The sequence below is a fragment of the Streptomyces sp. PL-25 genome (genome assembly GCF_058344915.1).
In genome coordinates, this window is sequence record NZ_CP136997.1 from 4,832,793 (window position 1) to 4,849,329 (window position 16,537).

Below are 16,537 nucleotides of genomic sequence, written 5' to 3' on the forward strand. Positions count from 1 at the left end.
GCTGCCTGTTGTGTGGATTTATCTGCCCCCATAGTCCGACCCCCCGACACCCCCCGCGTCCTGGGATCTTTGGAGGTGAGCCGCCGTGGCACTCTCGATTTCGGCGGTGGTGCTGCTGGCGATCGTCGTCTTCTTGCTGATCAAGAAGTCAGGGTTGAAGGGAGGCCATGCGGTCGTGTGCGTCCTCCTGGGCTTCTACCTGGCCTCTTCGACAGTCGCTCCCACGATCAGCGAACTGACCACGAACATCGCGGGGATGATCGGCAGCCTCAAGTTCTGAGGCCGGGCCACTCTCCCCTGGCCCCGTGTTCCCCGCGTACCGGCGTGCACGCGTTCCTGTGTGCGCCGGAGGACTTCGGTCGGCGATCCGTCCGCCCGGCGCGCCGCCGTGCCGTTGTACCGCTGTGCCGTGACTCGGCCTGTTTCGGATGGAATTGTACCCATCTCGGTTGATACAAAGGTGCCTGGCGAAACGTATCAGCGCAGGGAGCGGGGGCTCGGGGATGACGGGGTGGGACATCAGTCCTGTGGGCGTGCAGGCGGCCCTCACGACGACCGGTGAGGCGGGTGGCGACCTGGACCGGGCGGCCACCACTCTCCTGAACGATCTGATGAGCGCGGCGAGTTCGGCGGGCACCGTCGTCCCGGGCGGGCAGTTCAGCGGTCCGCTGGTCGGACCGGTGGCGCCGGGCCGGTCACGGGTCCCGACCGGACCGGTGGCGGCGGCGCTCGCGCAGTACCTCTCCGAACGGCAGCAGAAACTGGCGTTCATGGCCCGCCGCACCGCCGAGTCGGTCCAGGGAGCCGCCGAGGCGACCCGCGCGTATGTCCACGGGGACCTGGAGATGGCCGCCGAGGCCCAGCGCAACGCGCTGAAGCCACCGAAGATCGACATGCCGGGGACCGGCGGGAAGAACGGCGGCGGGGCGTGAGCGGGCAGGCCGCCCTGGACCCCGAGGAGATACCCGAGTTCACCGGCGACCCCGAGCAGTTGGACAAGGACGTGTCGGCCATCGGCGCCGACGCGGCGTCCCTGTGGGACGTGGGCTCGCGGATCGACTCCGCCTTCAACTCCCTCTCGGCGTACTACAAGGCGCCGGAGGCGGAGCAGCTGTTCGCGACCACGAAGCCGGTGGCCGCGGCGGGCGACGAACTCCGCGGCGAACTGGAGAAGATATCGAGCGCGCTGGCCGCCTACGCGGACGAGATACGGCCGCTGGTGGCCACGCTGGACCGGCTGCGCGGCGAAGCCCGCACCTTCCGCGCCTCGGTCGCCCACGACGACGACTGGCAGGAGGACGGCGGCAAGGTCGACGAGAACAACGAACGCCGCCGCCAGGTCAACGCGGCCTGGGCCGCCTTCCAGGCCGCCGAACGCACCTGCCACGACAAGATCGTGAGGCTGGTCGGCGGCGCTCCGCTGACGGTCGACGACGGGTCGCACCAGAAGGGCATGTACGGCTACCGGGCCGAGGACCTCGACCAGGCGCAGGGACTGCCGTGGGGCGACCCGGTCGACGAGGAGACTCCCTGGTACCGGATCGACCAGCACGTCTGGAACTTCGCCAAGGGCTTCTTCGTGGACGGTGTCTGGGGCACCGTCCGGGGCCTGGGCACCCTCGTCGGCGTGGACGGCTGGGACGCGGCCGGACAGGCGTGGAAGGGCCTGGGGCAACTGCTGACGGGCGTCGCCCTCACCGTGGTCGCCCCGGCCGCCTACTGGACGGCCTCCGACGACCAGCTCCCGGCCTGGCTGCGTGACTCGCGCCGCGCGGTCAAGGAGACGGGCAAGGCCCTGCTTGCGTGGGACGAGTGGGGGAAGAACCCGGCCCGTGCGGCGGGCGCGGTCACCTTCAATGTCCTGACCACGGTCCTCACCGGCGGCGCCGGGACGGCCGCGAAGACCGGGAGCGTCGCCAAGGCCATCTCCCTCGCGGGCCGGGCGGGGCGCCTCGTCGACCCGATGACATACGTCGCGAGGACGGCGGGCGTCGGCCTGACCAGGGTCGGTGACGCGCTGGCGAGCCTGAGGGCGGTCACGAAGGGCACCTACGTCGAACTGGCCGGGCGGACGTACCGGATCACCGACCAGCCGCTGGCCCGGGAGGAACTGCCCGCCGGCCTGACCCCCGAGAACTCCGTCCGCATGGAACACGGCGGCCGGGTCGTCTACCTCGACACCCGGACGATGGTCGTCCGCGACGCCGACGGCACGGTCCGGCAGTCGCTGGAGGACATGGCCCGCGAGGGCACGGCGGAGGAGCGGGCGGCCACGGCCCACGACGGCACCACCAGCACACCGGAGCGACGGTCGGTCGGCGCACACGCGGGTGCGCATGCGGGTGCGCACGCGGGCGTGCACGGCGGGGACGGGCTTCCCGGGCATGGCCATGGTGGACCGCCGTCATCGCATCTGCCCCGACCTGCCGGCGGGTCGGACGACATAGGCCGCGCGGAGGACGGGCACGCCGAGGGCGGGCACCCTGAAGCGGCCGATCCACGCACGATCATGCGTCGCCATGTCGAACTCGCCAACACGGACAAGGCGTGGTTCAAGGAGCACTACCGGAAGAACGGCTACCGCAGGTACGCCAGCCGTGAGGTGATCGGCCAGCGGCTGCCCACCCTGGTCCGGGACCCCGCCCACCCCGGTCAGTGGATCGCCAAGAGTGATCTGCCGCCTGCGACACCGGCCAGGTACCTGCCTTCCGAGTCGCCCGGACCGGGCAGCGCCGCCGATATGCCGAAGAAGCTGCTGGGCCGGCTCAACGAGTGGGCTCACGCCCGTCATAAAGCCGTCGTGGCGGACACGGCTGCGGAAGCCCACCTCAGAGAAGCGGAACACGCGTACGCCGAGGACCCCACGCCCGAACGGGAAGCCGCCCGGGACGCCGCCGAGGAAGCGCATTCCCCCCTGCACGGCGACATGCTCAAGCAGAGCGAGATGTTCGGCGAGAACGTGGCCGAGTACCATGCCGTTCCGGATGCGTACCCGACTGCGAAGCGCATTGACAACAGGGAATTCGGGAACAACAGATTCGACCAGGTGTACCAGACCACGGACGGACGCTTCGTGGTCATCGAGGCAAAGGGATCGCTCAGGGCCCAACTGGGAGAACGCACGAGCCACTTCGGAAACCGGGTGCAGCAGGGTACGCGGGAATATTTCGACACCATTTTGCAGGAGATGGAAAAACGTGCGCTCAGGAAAAAGGATATGGATGAGCTGAATCTGGTCTCGGAGCTGGAAGCTGCGCTTTCTGAAGGGAAAGTGGACTATGTCCTGGTCAAGGCGGAGGCCACACCGGCTGGGAAATATGCCGGGTATGAGATGAAGCAGTTCGATATCGGTGACGTCGGGAGCAAGCGATGACCATCTACGTGTCCCGCGAGGACGATCCGCCCGGAGAGGATGCAGCAGACTTCATCGAAATGAGTGACCGACGGGCTCTCAAACGGTTCGAGGACCTTTCGCGACGGCCCGCCGCTTTCGGTATGACTTTCAGCAGTGCTCTGAGCACCGCCCAGTTGCACTGCCTGCACGACCCCACCGCCGACACCTCCGAGACGTGGGAGGCGTGGGTCGCCGCGATGCAGGTGGGGGCGGCCATGTTCGCCGCCGCCGTGGTCGAGCAGGGGACGGTCGAGTGCCGCATCGCCCATGAGATGCGGACCATCCCGGCGATCGGTGTCCGTCACTTCACCGACGCGGGCTCCTGGGTGACGGCGTTCTGGCTGGCGGTCGTCTGCCGGGACCAGAAGCGGATGACACAACTGGCCGAAGTGCCGGTGGACCTTCTGCGTGCCTCCGGGGCGGTGTACGACGAGTACATCTACCACTGGGTCGACACTCTTCAGACCTACTGGACCGAGCGGCCGGGGCTCGGCGAGAAGTTCACCGACGCGTTCCAGGGAACGGACCCGGAGGTGCTGCGGGTCGCCGACCGCGAGCTGATGCTGAAGCTGCTGTATCCGCCGCTCGAATTGTTCCTGCATTTTCTCCAGCGGGACGAGCGGGAGTTCAACGCGGCGCTCGTCCGGGCGTTGCAGTCCCACAAGGAGTACTGGACGGCGGGCGAGGACCGCCGACAGAGTACGGACGGTGCGGTCGCTCTGGGTCCGCTTGCCATGGCCTGCCTCGCCCATGATGTCGGGATGTCCATCGACGTGGAGTCCGAGTACTTGCCGGAACACCTTCTCAGGCGTTCCTGGCTCGGTGAGTTCGAGACGTGACGGTTGCGCGGAGGGGACCTTCTGGTGACTGGGCATATCGCCCGGCACGGGCTGTCGGCTGGGCCTGAGGCGGAGCGGTACTCGGAGCGGCTGGGTGAGTACTTGGCGCGGGAGGTCGAAGAACTCGAAGACTCTTCCGACCAGATCGATTCGACATTCAGCGGGTACCAACTGCTGTTGTCCGCCCGTTGTGTGGTCGATCCGTCGGCTGCGGCGGTGGAGACGTGGGAAGCGGCGGTCACCGCGATGCAGTTGGGTTCCGCGTTGTTCGCGGTGACCGGGGTGGACGAGGGGACCGTCCAGTGCCGGATTGACCGGAAGGTGCGGAGTCTTCCGGCCGTGGGGCCGTTGTCGAGTGCGGATGCGGGTTCGTGGCTGGCCGCGTTCTGGCTGGCCGTCATCTGCCGGGAGCGGCAGCGGATGACGGAGTTGTGCGAGATTCCGCTGGAGCGCTTGCGGGCGCCGGAGGGGCAGTACGACGAGTACGTCTACCACTGGGTGGACACGTTGCAGACGTACTGGCTGCGGCGGCCCGGTCTGGTGGAGAAGCTGACCGCCACTTTCGAGGCGTCGGATCCGGCGGTGGCCACGATCGCTCCGCGTGACCTGCTCCAGGGCATCCTGTATCCGCCGATCAACCTCTTCTACCACTTCGTCCGCAGGGACGAGGAGGGGTTCACGCCCGCCTGGCCTACGACGGCAAGATGCCCATGGTGCCGGGTCCGAGTACTTGCCCGAGCACCTGCTCCAGCACGACTGGTTGGGGGAGTCCCCCACCTGACCGACCCGGGCGAGCGCTACCTCGCCGCGTACGGGACGAAGTCCGCCCAGGCGGTCGCCGCGAAGGCCACCTGGGGGCCGCCGCCGGGGGTGTGCTTCGAGTCGCGTACGTGGATGTGGGCGGCGGCGGTGGCGATCTCCACGCAGGAGTCGCCCTCGTTGCCGTCGCTGTAACTGCTCTTGAACCAGTCCAGCGCTACTTCCACGCAGGAGTCGCCCTCACTGCTGCTGCTGTAGCTGCTCTTGAACCACGCCAGGCCGGAGGCGTCCACGGACGTGGTGTTGAGGATCATGTCTCCCCCAGCAGTTGTTCGATGAAGGCCATCGACTCACGGGGTGTGAGGGCCTGCGCCCGGATGATGCCATACCGGAGTTCCAGGATACGGAGCTGCTTCAGGTCGGAGACCGGGCGTCCGTTGGCGACCGCCGGTGAGCGGCCCACCGCGGTGCCGTCGGCGAACTTCAGCACTTCGATGCCACCGGCCAGACCGGCGTGTTCTTCGCGGTTCATCGGCATCACTTGCAGTTCGACGTTGCGCAGCTGACTCATGGTGAGCAGATGTTGCAACTGGCGGCGCAGGTACTCCTTGCCACCGAGAGGGCGTCGAAGGGTCCACTCTTCGAGAATGAAGCTGAGTTCGGGAGCCGGATCCCGCTCGAAGACGGATTTACGGGCCAGACGTGCGGTGATGTATCGCTCCAACTCGTCACTGGAGTAGGCGGGCCGTCGCATGAGGAGGAGCCCTCGGGCGTACTCCGGTGTCTGCAACAACCCATGGATGTTCAGAGGATCGTAGAGCTGGAGTTCCACCGCCCGAGCCTCCATCTGCGCCAGCGCCCGCACCTTCTTCGGGTACCGGACCTTGTTGACGTCCTCCTTCATCGCCGAGATGAGGCCGCCGGCCTTCAGGACCTCGTCCGCCGTGTCCAGATACTCGGGGCGGGGGATCCGCTTGCCGGACTCGATCTTGTAGACCAGGTCCTCGCCGTAGCCGACCGCCACCGCGAACTCGCCGACGCGCAGGCCCGCCGACTCCCGGCGCAGCTTCAACTGCCGTCCCACCGTGGCCACGACCGCGAGGGCCCAGTCGTCGTCCGGGTCCACCTCCCAGCCCGGCTCGTCCGTCTCCTCCACCACGCCGTCCACTGTCATCCGCGCCCCTCCTGGTGCCGCGCTCCTGTCCAGAAGAACGCCGTCTACAGCGTGGACAGCACCGGACAAGCCCTGGACAGTCGCTCTACGCAACGGGTCAAACACTCCACACGGTAGGTCGGGGCGGCCACGCTGAGTGACGTGAATCAGGCAATCATCGCTTCCCACCCCGAACTCGACGCCGCTGGACGGACGTTCGACGTGCTGCTCTCCTCGACCCCGCGCGGGGCCCGGCTCGCCCGGCTGCTCGCGGCCGACCAGCTCCGTGAGTGGGGCGTCCGGTGCGAGGCGGCGCGGCATGTCGTGGCGGAGCTGGCGGCGAACGCGGCGACGCACGGGCGGCTGCCGGGCCGCAGTTTCCGTCTCAGGCTCCAGGTGCTCGGCGGGACGCTGCGCATCGAGGTCAGCGACACGCGGGGCGACCGGTGGCCCGCGCCGCAGGAGCCGGACACCGTCGCGGAGTCGGGGCGGGGGCTGCTGCTGGTCGAGGCGTTCGCCGACCGGTGGGGTGTCACCGCCGGGCGGTTCCCGCTGAAGACCGTCTGGGCCGAGCTGCGGCTCGGGGCGCCGGGGTTCGGATCACCGGAACCCGGGACACCGTGCTCCGGTGCGGCCGGTGGCTGACAGACAAAGGACGTGCGGGGGAAAGGAATTCCGCCGAACCCCGCCTCGCCGCAGGCCGCCCGCCGTGTCCGCGCACGAGCCCGGGTGCGCTCACTCGGGCGGGTGAACATCCCCGGATCGGCTGGATTTCGGAGCCCCACGCGGCTCTACGCTCAGCGCGACACAACCGCAGACATGAGACGGCCCCCGCCGGGACGGCAATCCCAGTGCGAGGGCCTGACCACCGAGGAAGAATCGAGCTTCCCGTGGGTATCCAGAACCCTAGCGTGCGCCCACACGCCCCGTCCCGCACTGCGGGCGACAAGCACCCGAACCGGCGTCGTCCCCGCACCGGCGGCGGCCTGGTGCACGACAACACCCGCCACACCACCCGCTTCACGGTGATCGGCAACCACCTCGCCCAGCACAGCGAGCTGTCCCTGCTCGCGATCGGGCTCGGCGTGCACCTCCAGTCGCTGCCCCGGGGCGCCCGCGCCGACATCAAGAGCCTCGCCGCGCGCTTCCCCGAGGGGACGACCCGGATCGCCGCCGCGCTGCGCGAGCTGGAGGCGCACGGATACCTGCGCCGCGTCCGCGAACGCGTCCCCGGCGGCCGTATCGTCACCCGCACGGTCTCCTGCAACCAGCCCGCTGCGGCGGGGACCGCCACAGGCACAGGCACAGGCACAGCCGCTGCCGTGGCCGTCCCACGCGAGCCCGAGCCGATGCCCGAGCCGATGCCCGAGCCGCAGCAGCGCGCTCCCCACCAGCCCCTCCCCGCCGTCCCCCGGCCCGCGTACCCCGCCCCCGCCCTGCTCCGGGCCGCCGCCGACCTCCTCGCGGGTCTGCGCCGCCACGACCCCCGACTGCTCCTCTCCGCCTGCGACACCGCCCATCTGGCCCCGGGCGTCGCCGCCTGGCTGGAGCGTGACGTCACGGCGGCCGCCGTACGCCACGCCCTGACCGCCGGCCTGCCGGCCGAGGGACTGCGACGGCCCGCCGCCCTCCTGGCGCACCGGCTGTCCGCCCAGCTGCCGCCCCCGCCGCCGTTCCGCCCCCCGGCCGCCCCACCGCCCGTACGCCTCCCGCTCCAGACCTGCGACGGCTGCGAACGGGCCTTCCGCGCCCCGGCCCCGGGCCGCTGCCGCGACTGCCGCACCGACCAGGAGGAGGCCGCCTAGCATGAACACCGTCGTTCGCGACAACGCGCGGCACGGTTCCTCCCACGTCTACCGGGCCATGCGCGACCTCGTTCGCACCTTGGACGACACCGTCCCGGGGAAATTCGAGGTCACCGCGAGCGGGATCGTCCACGACATCACGGCACCGATCGGACCGCACGAACTGACCGCCCTGCACCTGCGCAGACGCCTCGAAAAGCTCATGCCGGACGAGATCGTGGCGCACACCGGGGAGCCCGACGTCGAGGACGAGTCCCGGGGCATCATGCGCCGCCCGGACGTCATGGGTGATCGCCCTGGAGGACATGGACGTCCCGGGGTCCTTCGATCCCCGTACGGTGATCGCCGCCATCGAGATCGTCTCCCGTTCCAACCCGGAGAACGACTGGATCGGCAAGATGCGCGACTATCCCCTCCTCGGCATCCCCGTCTACGCCGTCTTCGATCCGCGTACCGGCACGGGTGCCGTGCTCACCGACATCCACCCGACTCCCGACGGTCCCCGCTACGCCACCCGCAAGGACTTCGTCTACGGCGAGGAGGTCACCATCGGAGACTGGACCATCCTCACCGAGGGTCTGCCCCGCTACCAGGACGGCGGGGCGCAGGGACCGGCCTCGTAGGGTGGGGGTATGACGGAACTGCCCGACCGGCGTCTGCTGCTGGTGCACGCGCATCCCGACGACGAGTCGATCAACAACGGCGCGACCATGGCCCGCTACGCGGCCGAGGGCGCGCTGGTGACGCTCGTGACCTGCACGCTGGGGGAGCGGGGTGAGGTCATCCCGCCGGAGCTGGGGCATCTGACCGGGGCCGCGCTCGGGGCGTACCGCAGGCAGGAGCTGGCCGCCGCGATGGGCGAGCTGGGGGTCGCGGACTTCCGGCTGCTGGGCGGCGCCGGGCGCTACCAGGACTCCGGGATGACAGGCCTCGCCGACAACGACGACCCGGACTGCTTCTGGCAGGCCGGGCCCGACGCGGCGGCGGCCCACCTCGTCGCCGTGATCCGCGAGGTGCGCCCGCAGGTCCTCGTCACCTACGACGACAACGGCGGCTACGGCCACCCCGACCACATCCAGGCCCACCGCGTCGCCATGCGCGCCCGCGAGCTGGCCGCCGACCCCGCCGTGCGCCCCGACCTGGGCGCGCCCTGGGAGATCGCCAGGACGTACTGGAACCGGGTGCCGCGCTCCGTCGCCGAGGCCGCCTTCGCGCGGCTGGACGGGGAGCTGCCCGGCCTGCCGTTCGAGAAGGCGGCGGGCATCGACGACGTGCCCGGTGTCGTCGACGACGAGCGGATCACCGTACGGATCGAGGGCGGCCCCGCCCACGCCGCCGCCAAGGCCGCCGCGATGCGCGCCCACACCACCCAGATCGAGGTGGCCGAGCCGTACTTCGCGCTCTCCAACCAGCTCGCCCAGCCCCTGTTCACCACCGAGTACTACGAGCTGGTGCGCGGGGAAGGAGCCGGTGCGGGCGCCGAGGGCGCCTCGACCGATCTGTTCGCCGGGATCGGCGTCGGTGAAAAGGACGAAGAAGGGGCGGGGGCGTGATGAGTACGTCCGGACGCGGAGCCGCGCGCAGCGGCGCGAGCGGCGGGAGCGGCGGAGGCGGTGGGGGTGCTGCCGGCGGGTCGATGCTGGCGCAGCCCCTTCGGCCGCCGTCCGCCGGGCGGGCCGCCGCCTACCTCGTGCTGTTCGTGCTCGGCGCGGTGGTCGGCATCGCCGGGTCGCTGGTGCAGTCGGCCTGGTTCCCGGGCGGGCTGCTGCTCGCCCTCGCCGGTGCGGCCGGGCTCTTCCTGGGCGGGGCACGGGCGCTGCGCGGGCGGGGCGGTGCCGTCGCGGGCGTGGTCGGCTGGCTGGTCGCCGTCGTGCTGCTCACCACCAGCCGCCCGGAGGGCGACTTCTTCTTCGCGGCGGGCGGCGGCTCCTATCTCTTCCTGCTCGGCGGCATGGCCGTGGCTGTGATCTGTGCCACCTGGGGCGCGGGCCGGGCAACCGGACGGCCGTGACGTCCGACTTGGCGAGTGACGTACCACTTCTTCCCGACGTCCCGGTGCGGGTCCGGTGGGGGTTTCCCCAGCGGTCCCGGGATGAGGGGCGGACGTGGCCAGTATGGTGGTGCGCGCCGCCGAGCCTCCCCCAAACGCTCGACTCCGCTCGCGCAGGGGGGACCCCCACGCGAAGTGAGGTCGTGTCGGGCGGCGGAGCCAACCGGGAGAACCTGCCTTGAGTCGTGAAACTGACACTCCGTCCTCCGGGCCCAACGGGCGCGGGGGTACCGCCTACCCTTCGGGGACCCCGCCGTACGGTGTGCCGGCGGTCTCCGACGACGGTGCGGACGCGGGCCGTTCGGCCGCGCAGCCGGAGGAACGCAAGACCGAGACCACGCTGACGACCCGGATCCGGATCAACATCCCCGGCTCCCGGCCGATTCCGCCGGTGGTCGTGCGCAAGCCCGTCGCCGACGGCGAAGCCGACACGGCCGGGACGCGGACCGAGGGCGCGGCCGGCCGGCCTTCCGCCGCCGGGTCCCGGCCGGGCGGCGGCAGCGACCCGGCGGCCGGTCCCGCCGGTCCCGCCGGAGGCACCGGCGACCCGCGGTCCCCGGGCGGTGGCGCCGGGAGCTCCGGCACCCAGAACTCCGGCGCCGCGAACTCCGGTGCCGAGACCGCCGCGTCCGGCGCGTCCGCCGCGTCCGGCGAGGACAAGCCGACCAGCGACTGGTTCGCGCCCCGCAAGTCCCCCGCGGCCAAGGGCGGTCCGGGTGGCGGCGGTACCAACGGCGCGGGCCTGCCGGGCGGTTCGGACGCGGGCGGCGGCTCCGCGAGCGGTACGGCCCCGGGCGGACCCGGTGGCGCCGCGCCCGGCCCGGACGCCCCCGGCGGCACGGTGCCGGGCGGCGGCGGACGCCCCGGCGGTGTGGTCGGCTCCATGCGGGCCCCCACCGGCTCCTCCCGTTCCGGTGGCGGCTCCGGGCTGCCCGGTGCCACCGGCGGCCCGGTCGCCCCGGGCCACGGCGGCGGCACGGGCTCCTTCGACGTCACCGAGGCGCTGGCCGCGGGACCGCTGTCCGGCGGTTCGCGGCCCGGCGGCCCCGGCTCCGGTTCCGGCGGCGGCGAGCCGCGCCGGGACGACCTGCCCTACTTCACCGGCAACGGCCAGGGCGCACCCGCCGACTACCCGGCCCAGGGCGGCCAAGGCGGCCAGGGAGGCCAGGGCGCACCCGGTGGTCCCGGCGGCCCCGGTGGTCCCGGCGGCTTCGACGGCGCGGGCGTCCCCGGCGGCCTCGGCGGACCGGGCGGTTCACCGGGCCCCACCGGACCGACCAGCGGCCCGATGACCGGCGACGCGTCCCTGCTGCCGCACGGCGGCGTACCGGGCGCGCCCCGCGCGGGCACCGGCGGCGCACCCGGTACGTCCGGTGCTCCCGGCGTACCCGGCGTACCCGGCACTCCCGGCATGCCCGGTGCACCCGGCGCGCTCTCCGCGCACCCGGGCGCGGGCACCTCCCTCCCCGGCGGCGGGCTGAGCGACGACACCGCGATCCTCACCCCGCAGAACTTCACCCCCGAGCCGGGCGCCCCGGGCCACGGCCCGCGGCCGGACAACGTCTCCGGACACACCGTCACCAGCGGCATGCCGGTGATCTCCCCCGACGGCACGGGCGGCCCCCGTACGGACCCGGCCGCCCCGGCGCCCGAGCCGGACCAGCGCAGCGCCCCGCCCGCCGGGAAGTCCGGCAAGGCCGCCAGGCCCAAGAAGAAGGGGCGCAGCAAGATCACGCTGCTCGGCGGTCTGGTGGTCGTGGCCGCTGGTGTCGCCTACGGCGCCGGGCTGCTGATGAACCACTCCGAGGTGCCCAAGGGCACCACCGTGCTCGGCGTCGACGTCGGCGGCGGCAGTCGCGACGACGCCGTCAAGAAGCTCGACGACGCCTTCGGCAAGCGGGAGAAGCAGCCGCTGAAGCTGAGCGTCGACGGCAGGACGGTCAGCCTCAGGCCCGACCAGGCCGGCCTCCAGCTCGACACCCAGGCGACGGCGAGCGCCGCGGCGCAGAGCGACTACAACCCCGTCTCCGTGATCGGCTCCCTGTTCGGCAACCACCGGGTGGTCGAGCCGCAGATGCCCGTCGACGAGGAGAAGCTCCAGGCCGCCCTGCAGAACGCGGCGGGCGGCGCGGGCTCCGCCACCGACGGCACCATCCGCTTCGAATCGGGCAAGGCCGTCGCCGTGTACGGCAAGACGGGCAAGGGCATCGACGCCGCCCGCTCCGTGCAGGCCGTCGAGCAGGCGTACCGCGCCCAGGTGGAGACGGGCAGCACCGCGCCCGTCCAGGTCCCGACCACCGTCCGGCAGCCGACCGTCTCCAACGCCGAGGTCGACCGGATGATGAAGGCGTTCGCCGAGCCGGCGATGTCGGCCAAGGTGACCGTGAGCGCGGGGCCGGGACACGCGCTCCTGATGAGCCCGGAGAAGTCCCTCTGGAAGTTCCTCGGGGTCAAGGCGGTCGACGGCAAGCTGGTCGAGTACTACGACCAGGCGAAGCTGAAGGACCTCTACGGCGGCATCTTCGACGGAGTGCTGATCACCCGCGGCAACGGGCAGAAGACCCCCGTCACCGTCACGGACGTGATCTCCGCGCTGCGTCCGGCGCTGGTGAGCAAGACGGACCGGGTCGGGGTCATCGACACCAACCCGAACTAGGGCCTGTCGTCAAATTCCCGTCGTCCGCCCGGAGGGCGGGCTTCGCGGCGTCAGGTGCGTGCTCTGGGGGTCCCCCCTGCTCGGAGAGCTCGGGGGAGTGCCGGGCCCTGGCCCGCGTACTGGACGTACTCGGGTCTGGGCCCGGTGCGGCGAGAGTGCGTGCATGGCGTCGCGGGGCAGGCGGGAATTTGACGACAGGCCCTAGGGCCTGTCCCGCGAGGGCCCCGGAGCGCGCCGCCCGCGCGCGCCGGGGCCCTGCGCATGTCGGCGCCTGTCATGCGCGGCCCATGACATCTGTCATCCCGCGCCCAGGACCGCCGACACTGCCGGACGGCCCCCGCCTCCGGCCACCATGGGGGCATGACGACGACAGCGGAGACCACCACCGCGCACGCGACCGCGGTGGTGGCGTTCGACCAGGTGACCAAGAGCTACGGGACCGTACGGGCCGTGGACGGGCTGAGCCTCGCCCTGTACCCGGGGGAGACCGTGGCCCTGCTCGGCCCGAACGGGGCGGGCAAGTCGACCACCCTCGATCTGCTGCTCGGGCTCAAGCAGCCCGACAGCGGCTCCCTGTCCGTCTTCGGGACCGGCCCGCGCGAGGCGATCGTCGCCGGGCGCGTCGGCGCCATGCTCCAGAGCGGCGGGCTGATGGACGAGGTCACCGTCGCCGAGCTGGTCAAGCTCGCCTGCGACCTGCACCCCAGGCCGTACAAGCCGGCCGACGTGCTGGCCCGCGCCGGGGTCACGCAGATCGCCGACCGCAAGGTCAACAAGCTCTCCGGCGGCCAGGAGCAGCGGGTGCGTTTTGCCCTCGCCACGGCCGGTGACAGCGACCTGATCGTCCTGGACGAGCCGACGACCGGCATGGACGTCTCCGCCCGGCAGGCGTTCTGGGCCACCATGCGCGAGCAGGCCGACCAGGGCCGCACGGTCCTGTTCGCGACGCACTACCTGGAGGAGGCCGACGCCATCGCCGACCGGGTGCTCGTGCTGCACCGGGGCCGGCTGCTGGCCGACGGCACCGCCGCCGAGATCAAGGCGAAGGCGGGCGCCCGCCGGATCGCCTTCGACCTGGAGGGCGTGATCGACGAGGCGGCGCTGCACGGTCTGCCCTTCCTCACCTCGCTGACCGTGTCGGGGCAGACCGTCCGCGCCCAGTCCACCGACGCCGACGCGACCGTCCACGCCCTGTACGGACTCGGCGTCTACCCCCGCAATCTCGAAGTCGCCGGGCTCGGTCTTGAGCAGGCGTTCGTCGCCATCACCGAGGCCGAGGAGGCCAAGCAGTCGTGAACAGTCTGATCAAGCTGGAACTCGCCCGCGCCCTGCGCAACCGCAAGTTCCTCTTCTTCTCCGTGCTCTACCCCTCGATCCTGTTCCTGATCATCGCGGGCCAGGCCGACGGCACGACGAAGGTCGACGGCACCGGGCTGACCCTGCCGACGTACATGATGGTCTCCATGGCCTCCTTCGGCGCGCTGACCGCCGTGCTCATGGGCAACAGCGAGCGGATCGCCAAGGAGCGCGAGAGCGGCTGGGTGCGGCAGCTGCGGCTGACCACCCTGCCGGGGCGCGGCTACGTCTTCGCGAAGACCGCCAGCGCGGCCGTGGTCAGCCTGCCGTCCATCGTGGTCGTCTTCGTGGTCGCCGCCGTCGTCAAGCAGGTCCGCCTGGACGCCTGGCAGTGGCTCGCCCTGACCGGCGCGATCTGGGCCGGCAGCCTGGTCTTCGCGGCGCTCGGCGTCGCCCTCGGCTACCTCGCCACCGGCGACGCGGTCCGCCCCATCACCATGATCGTCTACTTCGGTCTCTCCCTGCTGGGCGGCCTGTGGATGCCCGCGACCACCTTCCCGCAGTGGCTCCAGGACATCGCCAGGTGGCTGCCCACGCACGCGTACGCTGCTCTGGGGCAGGCCATCGAACAGAGCCAGGCCCCGCACGCCAAGGACATCGCCGTCCTGGTCGTCTTCTTCGCCCTGTTCGCGGGCGGCGCGGCCTGGCTGTACCGGAAGGACACGCTGAAGGCGTGAGCACCATGACGGACGAGCGCACCGAGCAGGGCCGCCAGGACCGGCTGCTGCGCATGGGCGAACCGCCGCGCACCCTGGGGGAGGCCTGGCGCAAGCTGGTGTGGATCCTGCCCTGGCTGGTCTTCCTCAGCTCGCCGGTGCACGACCTGGCCGCAGGCACCCACCAGCCGGCGGCCACCGCGGCCGGCTGGGCCGGGCTCGCCGCCTTCACCGGGACCTATCTGGCGCTGGTCTTCCGGAACATGGGCCGCCCCTTCTCCGAGCCGGTCGTCGCCTGCATGGTCGCCGTCCTCGGGGTCCTCGCCGTCGTCCTGACCCTGACCCTCGGCGGGGCCTGGATCGGCCTGTTCGTGTACGTCTCGGTGGTCTGCGGCACGACGTTCCCGCTGCGGGTGGCCTACGCGGCCATCCCGGCGACCACCGTGGTGATGGTGCTCGTGGGCCAGGCCGTCGGCGCGGGGGCGATGTGGACGCTGGTCCTGCTGGTGCTGCTCGTCGGGTTCGCCATGACGGGCGTACGGCAGCTGGTGCGCACCACAATCGAGCTGCGCCAGGCCCGCGCCACGGTCGCCCAGCTCGCCGCGAACGAGGAGCGGCTGCGCCTCGCCCGCGACCTGCACGACCTGCTCGGCCACTCGCTCTCCCTGATCACGCTGAAGAGCGAGCTGGCCGGGCGGATGCTGCCCGGCCACCCGGACAAGGCCGCCCAGCAGGTCGCCGACATCGAGCAGGTCAGCCGGCAGGCCCTGGTCGACGTGCGCGAGGCCGTCACCGGCTACCGGCGCCCGCGCCTGGCCGCCGAGCTGGCCGGTGCCCGGGTCGCCCTGACCGCGGCCGGGGTGAGCTGCGATCTGCCCGCCGAGCCCGCCCTCGACGGCGTCCCCGAGGAGAGCGAGTCCGCGCTCGCCTGGGCGCTGCGCGAGGCCGTCACCAACGTCGTACGGCACAGCGGTGCCCGGCGCTGCGCGGTCGAGGTGGTGCGCCGCCAGACCCTGGACGGGCCGCTGCTCGAACTGTGCGTGGAGGACGACGGCACGGGCGGCTCCGGCAGCGGCTCCGGCGGTGGTCCCGGGAACGGCCTGACCGGCCTTGCCGAACGGCTGGAGAAGGCGGGCGGCATGCTGGAGGCGGGCCGTCTCAAGCGTGGATTCCGGCTGGTCGCCCGGGTGCCGGCCGCCGCCGGGGGGAACGTAGGATCCCGGGCATGAGCAGCACGATCAAGGTCCTCCTCGCCGAGGACCAGTCGATGGTCCGCGAGGCGCTGGCCGCCCTGCTCGGCCTGGAGGACGACATCGAGGTCGTCGCGCAGGTGGCCCGCGGCGACGAGGTCGTGGCCGCCGCGCACGCCCACGGGATCGACGTGGCCCTGCTCGACATCGAGATGCCCGGCTGCACCGGCATCGAGGCCGCCGCCCGGCTCCACCGGGAGCTGCCGGACGTCCGGCTGGTGGTGCTCACCACCTTCGGCCGCCCCGGCTATCTGCGCAGCGCCATGGAGGCGGGCGCCGACGCCTTCCTCGTCAAGGACGCCCCGGCCGCCCAGCTCGCCGCGGCCGTGCGCAAGGTGCTGGCCGGGGAGCGGGTCATCGACCCCACGCTGGCCGCCGCCGCCCTCGCCGAGGGCGCCAACCCGCTCACCGACCGCGAACGCGAGGTGCTGCGCGCCGCCGCCGACGGCTCCACCAACGCCGAGCTGGCCGCGGCCCTGCACCTGTCCCAGGGCACCGTCCGCAACTACCTCTCCACGGCCATCCAGAAGCTCGCCGTCCGCAACAGGACGGAAGCGGTCCGCATCGCCCGCGAGAAGGGCTGGTTGTAGCACCACAGGGCGCGCGGGGAGCGCGGCGG

15 protein-coding genes and 2 pseudogenes are annotated in these 16,537 nt (G+C 71.9%); 15 read left to right on the forward strand and 2 right to left on the reverse strand.

The window, feature by feature from the left end; genetic code table 11:
* The first annotated feature begins 85 nt into the window (after positions 1–85).
* From R4Z62_RS21925 to R4Z62_RS21945, 5 genes and pseudogenes are all read left to right on the forward strand, one after another.
* A complete protein-coding gene (locus R4Z62_RS21925; protein ID WP_018571223.1) occupies positions 86–280 on the forward strand; it encodes a hypothetical protein in 195 nt (64 codons plus the stop codon).
* A gap of 223 nt (positions 281–503) precedes the next feature.
* Positions 504–932 (forward strand): DUF6507 family protein, encoded by a 429-nt coding sequence (locus tag R4Z62_RS21930; protein WP_491520680.1) that lies wholly within the window; start codon positions 504–506, stop codon positions 930–932.
* Entirely contained in the window at positions 929–3,373 is a 2,445-nt protein-coding gene (locus R4Z62_RS21935; protein WP_491520681.1) for a hypothetical protein, read from the forward strand. The genes R4Z62_RS21930 and R4Z62_RS21935 overlap by 4 nt, the downstream gene beginning before the upstream one ends.
* 122 nt (positions 3,374–3,495) lie before the next feature.
* Positions 3,496–4,233, forward strand: a complete 738-nt coding sequence (locus R4Z62_RS21940) for an immunity 49 family protein (protein WP_491520682.1) — start codon at positions 3,496–3,498, stop codon at positions 4,231–4,233.
* 246 nt (positions 4,234–4,479) lie between these two features.
* Positions 4,480–4,860: pseudogene (locus tag R4Z62_RS21945) on the forward strand (immunity 49 family protein); the annotation flags it as partial.
* 170 nt (positions 4,861–5,030) lie between these two features.
* On the opposite strand, the gene R4Z62_RS21950 reads toward R4Z62_RS21945, so the two are convergent.
* On the reverse strand, positions 5,031–5,306 hold the full coding sequence (locus R4Z62_RS21950; RefSeq protein WP_491520683.1) for a DUF397 domain-containing protein: 276 nt from the start codon (positions 5,304–5,306) through the stop codon (positions 5,031–5,033).
* Complete coding sequence (locus R4Z62_RS21955; protein WP_491520684.1) at positions 5,303–6,166, reverse strand: helix-turn-helix domain-containing protein; 864 nt, start codon at positions 6,164–6,166, stop codon at positions 5,303–5,305. The genes R4Z62_RS21950 and R4Z62_RS21955 overlap by 4 nt, the downstream gene beginning before the upstream one ends.
* A 141-nt stretch (positions 6,167–6,307) precedes the next feature.
* Here R4Z62_RS21955 and R4Z62_RS21960 point away from each other — a divergent pair, with 141 nt between their 5' ends.
* The 10 genes and pseudogenes from R4Z62_RS21960 to R4Z62_RS22005 all read left to right on the forward strand — a co-directional run bounded on the left by R4Z62_RS21960 (position 6,308) and on the right by R4Z62_RS22005 (position 16,508).
* Positions 6,308–6,790: an ATP-binding protein gene (locus tag R4Z62_RS21960; RefSeq protein WP_491520685.1), complete on the forward strand. Its 483-nt coding sequence runs from the start codon at positions 6,308–6,310 to the stop codon at positions 6,788–6,790.
* A 266-nt stretch (positions 6,791–7,056) separates the two neighbouring features.
* A complete protein-coding gene (locus tag R4Z62_RS21965; protein ID WP_491520686.1) occupies positions 7,057–7,950 on the forward strand; it encodes a helix-turn-helix domain-containing protein in 894 nt (297 codons plus the stop codon).
* Between the two features lies 1 nt (position 7,951).
* Positions 7,952–8,573, forward strand: a pseudogene (locus tag R4Z62_RS21970) (Uma2 family endonuclease).
* 9 nt (positions 8,574–8,582) lie between these two features.
* A complete protein-coding gene (gene mshB / locus R4Z62_RS21975; protein WP_491520687.1) occupies positions 8,583–9,503 on the forward strand; it encodes an N-acetyl-1-D-myo-inositol-2-amino-2-deoxy-alpha-D-glucopyranoside deacetylase in 921 nt (306 codons plus the stop codon).
* On the forward strand, positions 9,503–9,961 hold the full coding sequence (locus R4Z62_RS21980; protein WP_382850186.1) for a DUF6113 family protein: 459 nt from the start codon (positions 9,503–9,505) through the stop codon (positions 9,959–9,961). Before mshB ends, R4Z62_RS21980 begins: the two co-directional genes overlap by 1 nt.
* A gap of 217 nt (positions 9,962–10,178) precedes the next feature.
* A complete protein-coding gene (locus tag R4Z62_RS21985; protein ID WP_491520688.1) occupies positions 10,179–12,656 on the forward strand; it encodes a hypothetical protein in 2,478 nt (825 codons plus the stop codon).
* Positions 12,657–13,016: 360 nt separating this feature from the next.
* Positions 13,017–13,952 carry an ABC transporter ATP-binding protein gene (locus R4Z62_RS21990; RefSeq protein ID WP_355482915.1) on the forward strand — a complete coding sequence of 312 codons (936 nt, stop codon included), beginning with the start codon at positions 13,017–13,019 and terminating at the stop codon, positions 13,950–13,952.
* A complete protein-coding gene (locus tag R4Z62_RS21995; RefSeq protein WP_064535074.1) occupies positions 13,949–14,689 on the forward strand; it encodes an ABC transporter permease in 741 nt (246 codons plus the stop codon). Before R4Z62_RS21990 ends, R4Z62_RS21995 begins: the two co-directional genes overlap by 4 nt.
* Positions 14,686–15,897, forward strand: coding sequence for a sensor histidine kinase (locus R4Z62_RS22000; RefSeq protein WP_491520689.1), 1,212 nt, complete (start codon positions 14,686–14,688; stop codon positions 15,895–15,897). Before R4Z62_RS21995 ends, R4Z62_RS22000 begins: the two co-directional genes overlap by 4 nt.
* On the forward strand, positions 15,894–16,508 hold the full coding sequence (locus R4Z62_RS22005; protein ID WP_064535076.1) for a response regulator transcription factor: 615 nt from the start codon (positions 15,894–15,896) through the stop codon (positions 16,506–16,508). The genes R4Z62_RS22000 and R4Z62_RS22005 overlap by 4 nt, the downstream gene beginning before the upstream one ends.
* Positions 16,509–16,537 lie beyond the last annotated feature (29 nt).

What these genes read in the sequence shown, in the direction of transcription:
- R4Z62_RS21930 (WP_491520680.1), top strand. Translation starts at nt 504, where the DNA reads ATGACGGGGTGGGACATCAGTCCTGTGGGCGTGCAGGCGGCCCTCACG.
- R4Z62_RS21940 (WP_491520682.1), top strand. Translation starts at nt 3,496, where the DNA reads ATGACTTTCAGCAGTGCTCTGAGCACCGCCCAGTTGCACTGCCTGCAC.
- R4Z62_RS21950 (WP_491520683.1), bottom strand. Translation starts at nt 5,306, where the DNA reads ATGATCCTCAACACCACGTCCGTGGACGCCTCCGGCCTGGCGTGGTTC.
- R4Z62_RS21955 (WP_491520684.1), bottom strand. Translation starts at nt 6,166, where the DNA reads ATGACAGTGGACGGCGTGGTGGAGGAGACGGACGAGCCGGGCTGGGAG.
- mshB (WP_491520687.1), top strand. Translation starts at nt 8,583, where the DNA reads ATGACGGAACTGCCCGACCGGCGTCTGCTGCTGGTGCACGCGCATCCC.
- R4Z62_RS21980 (WP_382850186.1), top strand. Translation starts at nt 9,503, where the DNA reads ATGAGTACGTCCGGACGCGGAGCCGCGCGCAGCGGCGCGAGCGGCGGG.
- R4Z62_RS21990 (WP_355482915.1), top strand. Translation starts at nt 13,017, where the DNA reads ATGACGACGACAGCGGAGACCACCACCGCGCACGCGACCGCGGTGGTG.
- R4Z62_RS22005 (WP_064535076.1), top strand. Translation starts at nt 15,894, where the DNA reads ATGAGCAGCACGATCAAGGTCCTCCTCGCCGAGGACCAGTCGATGGTC.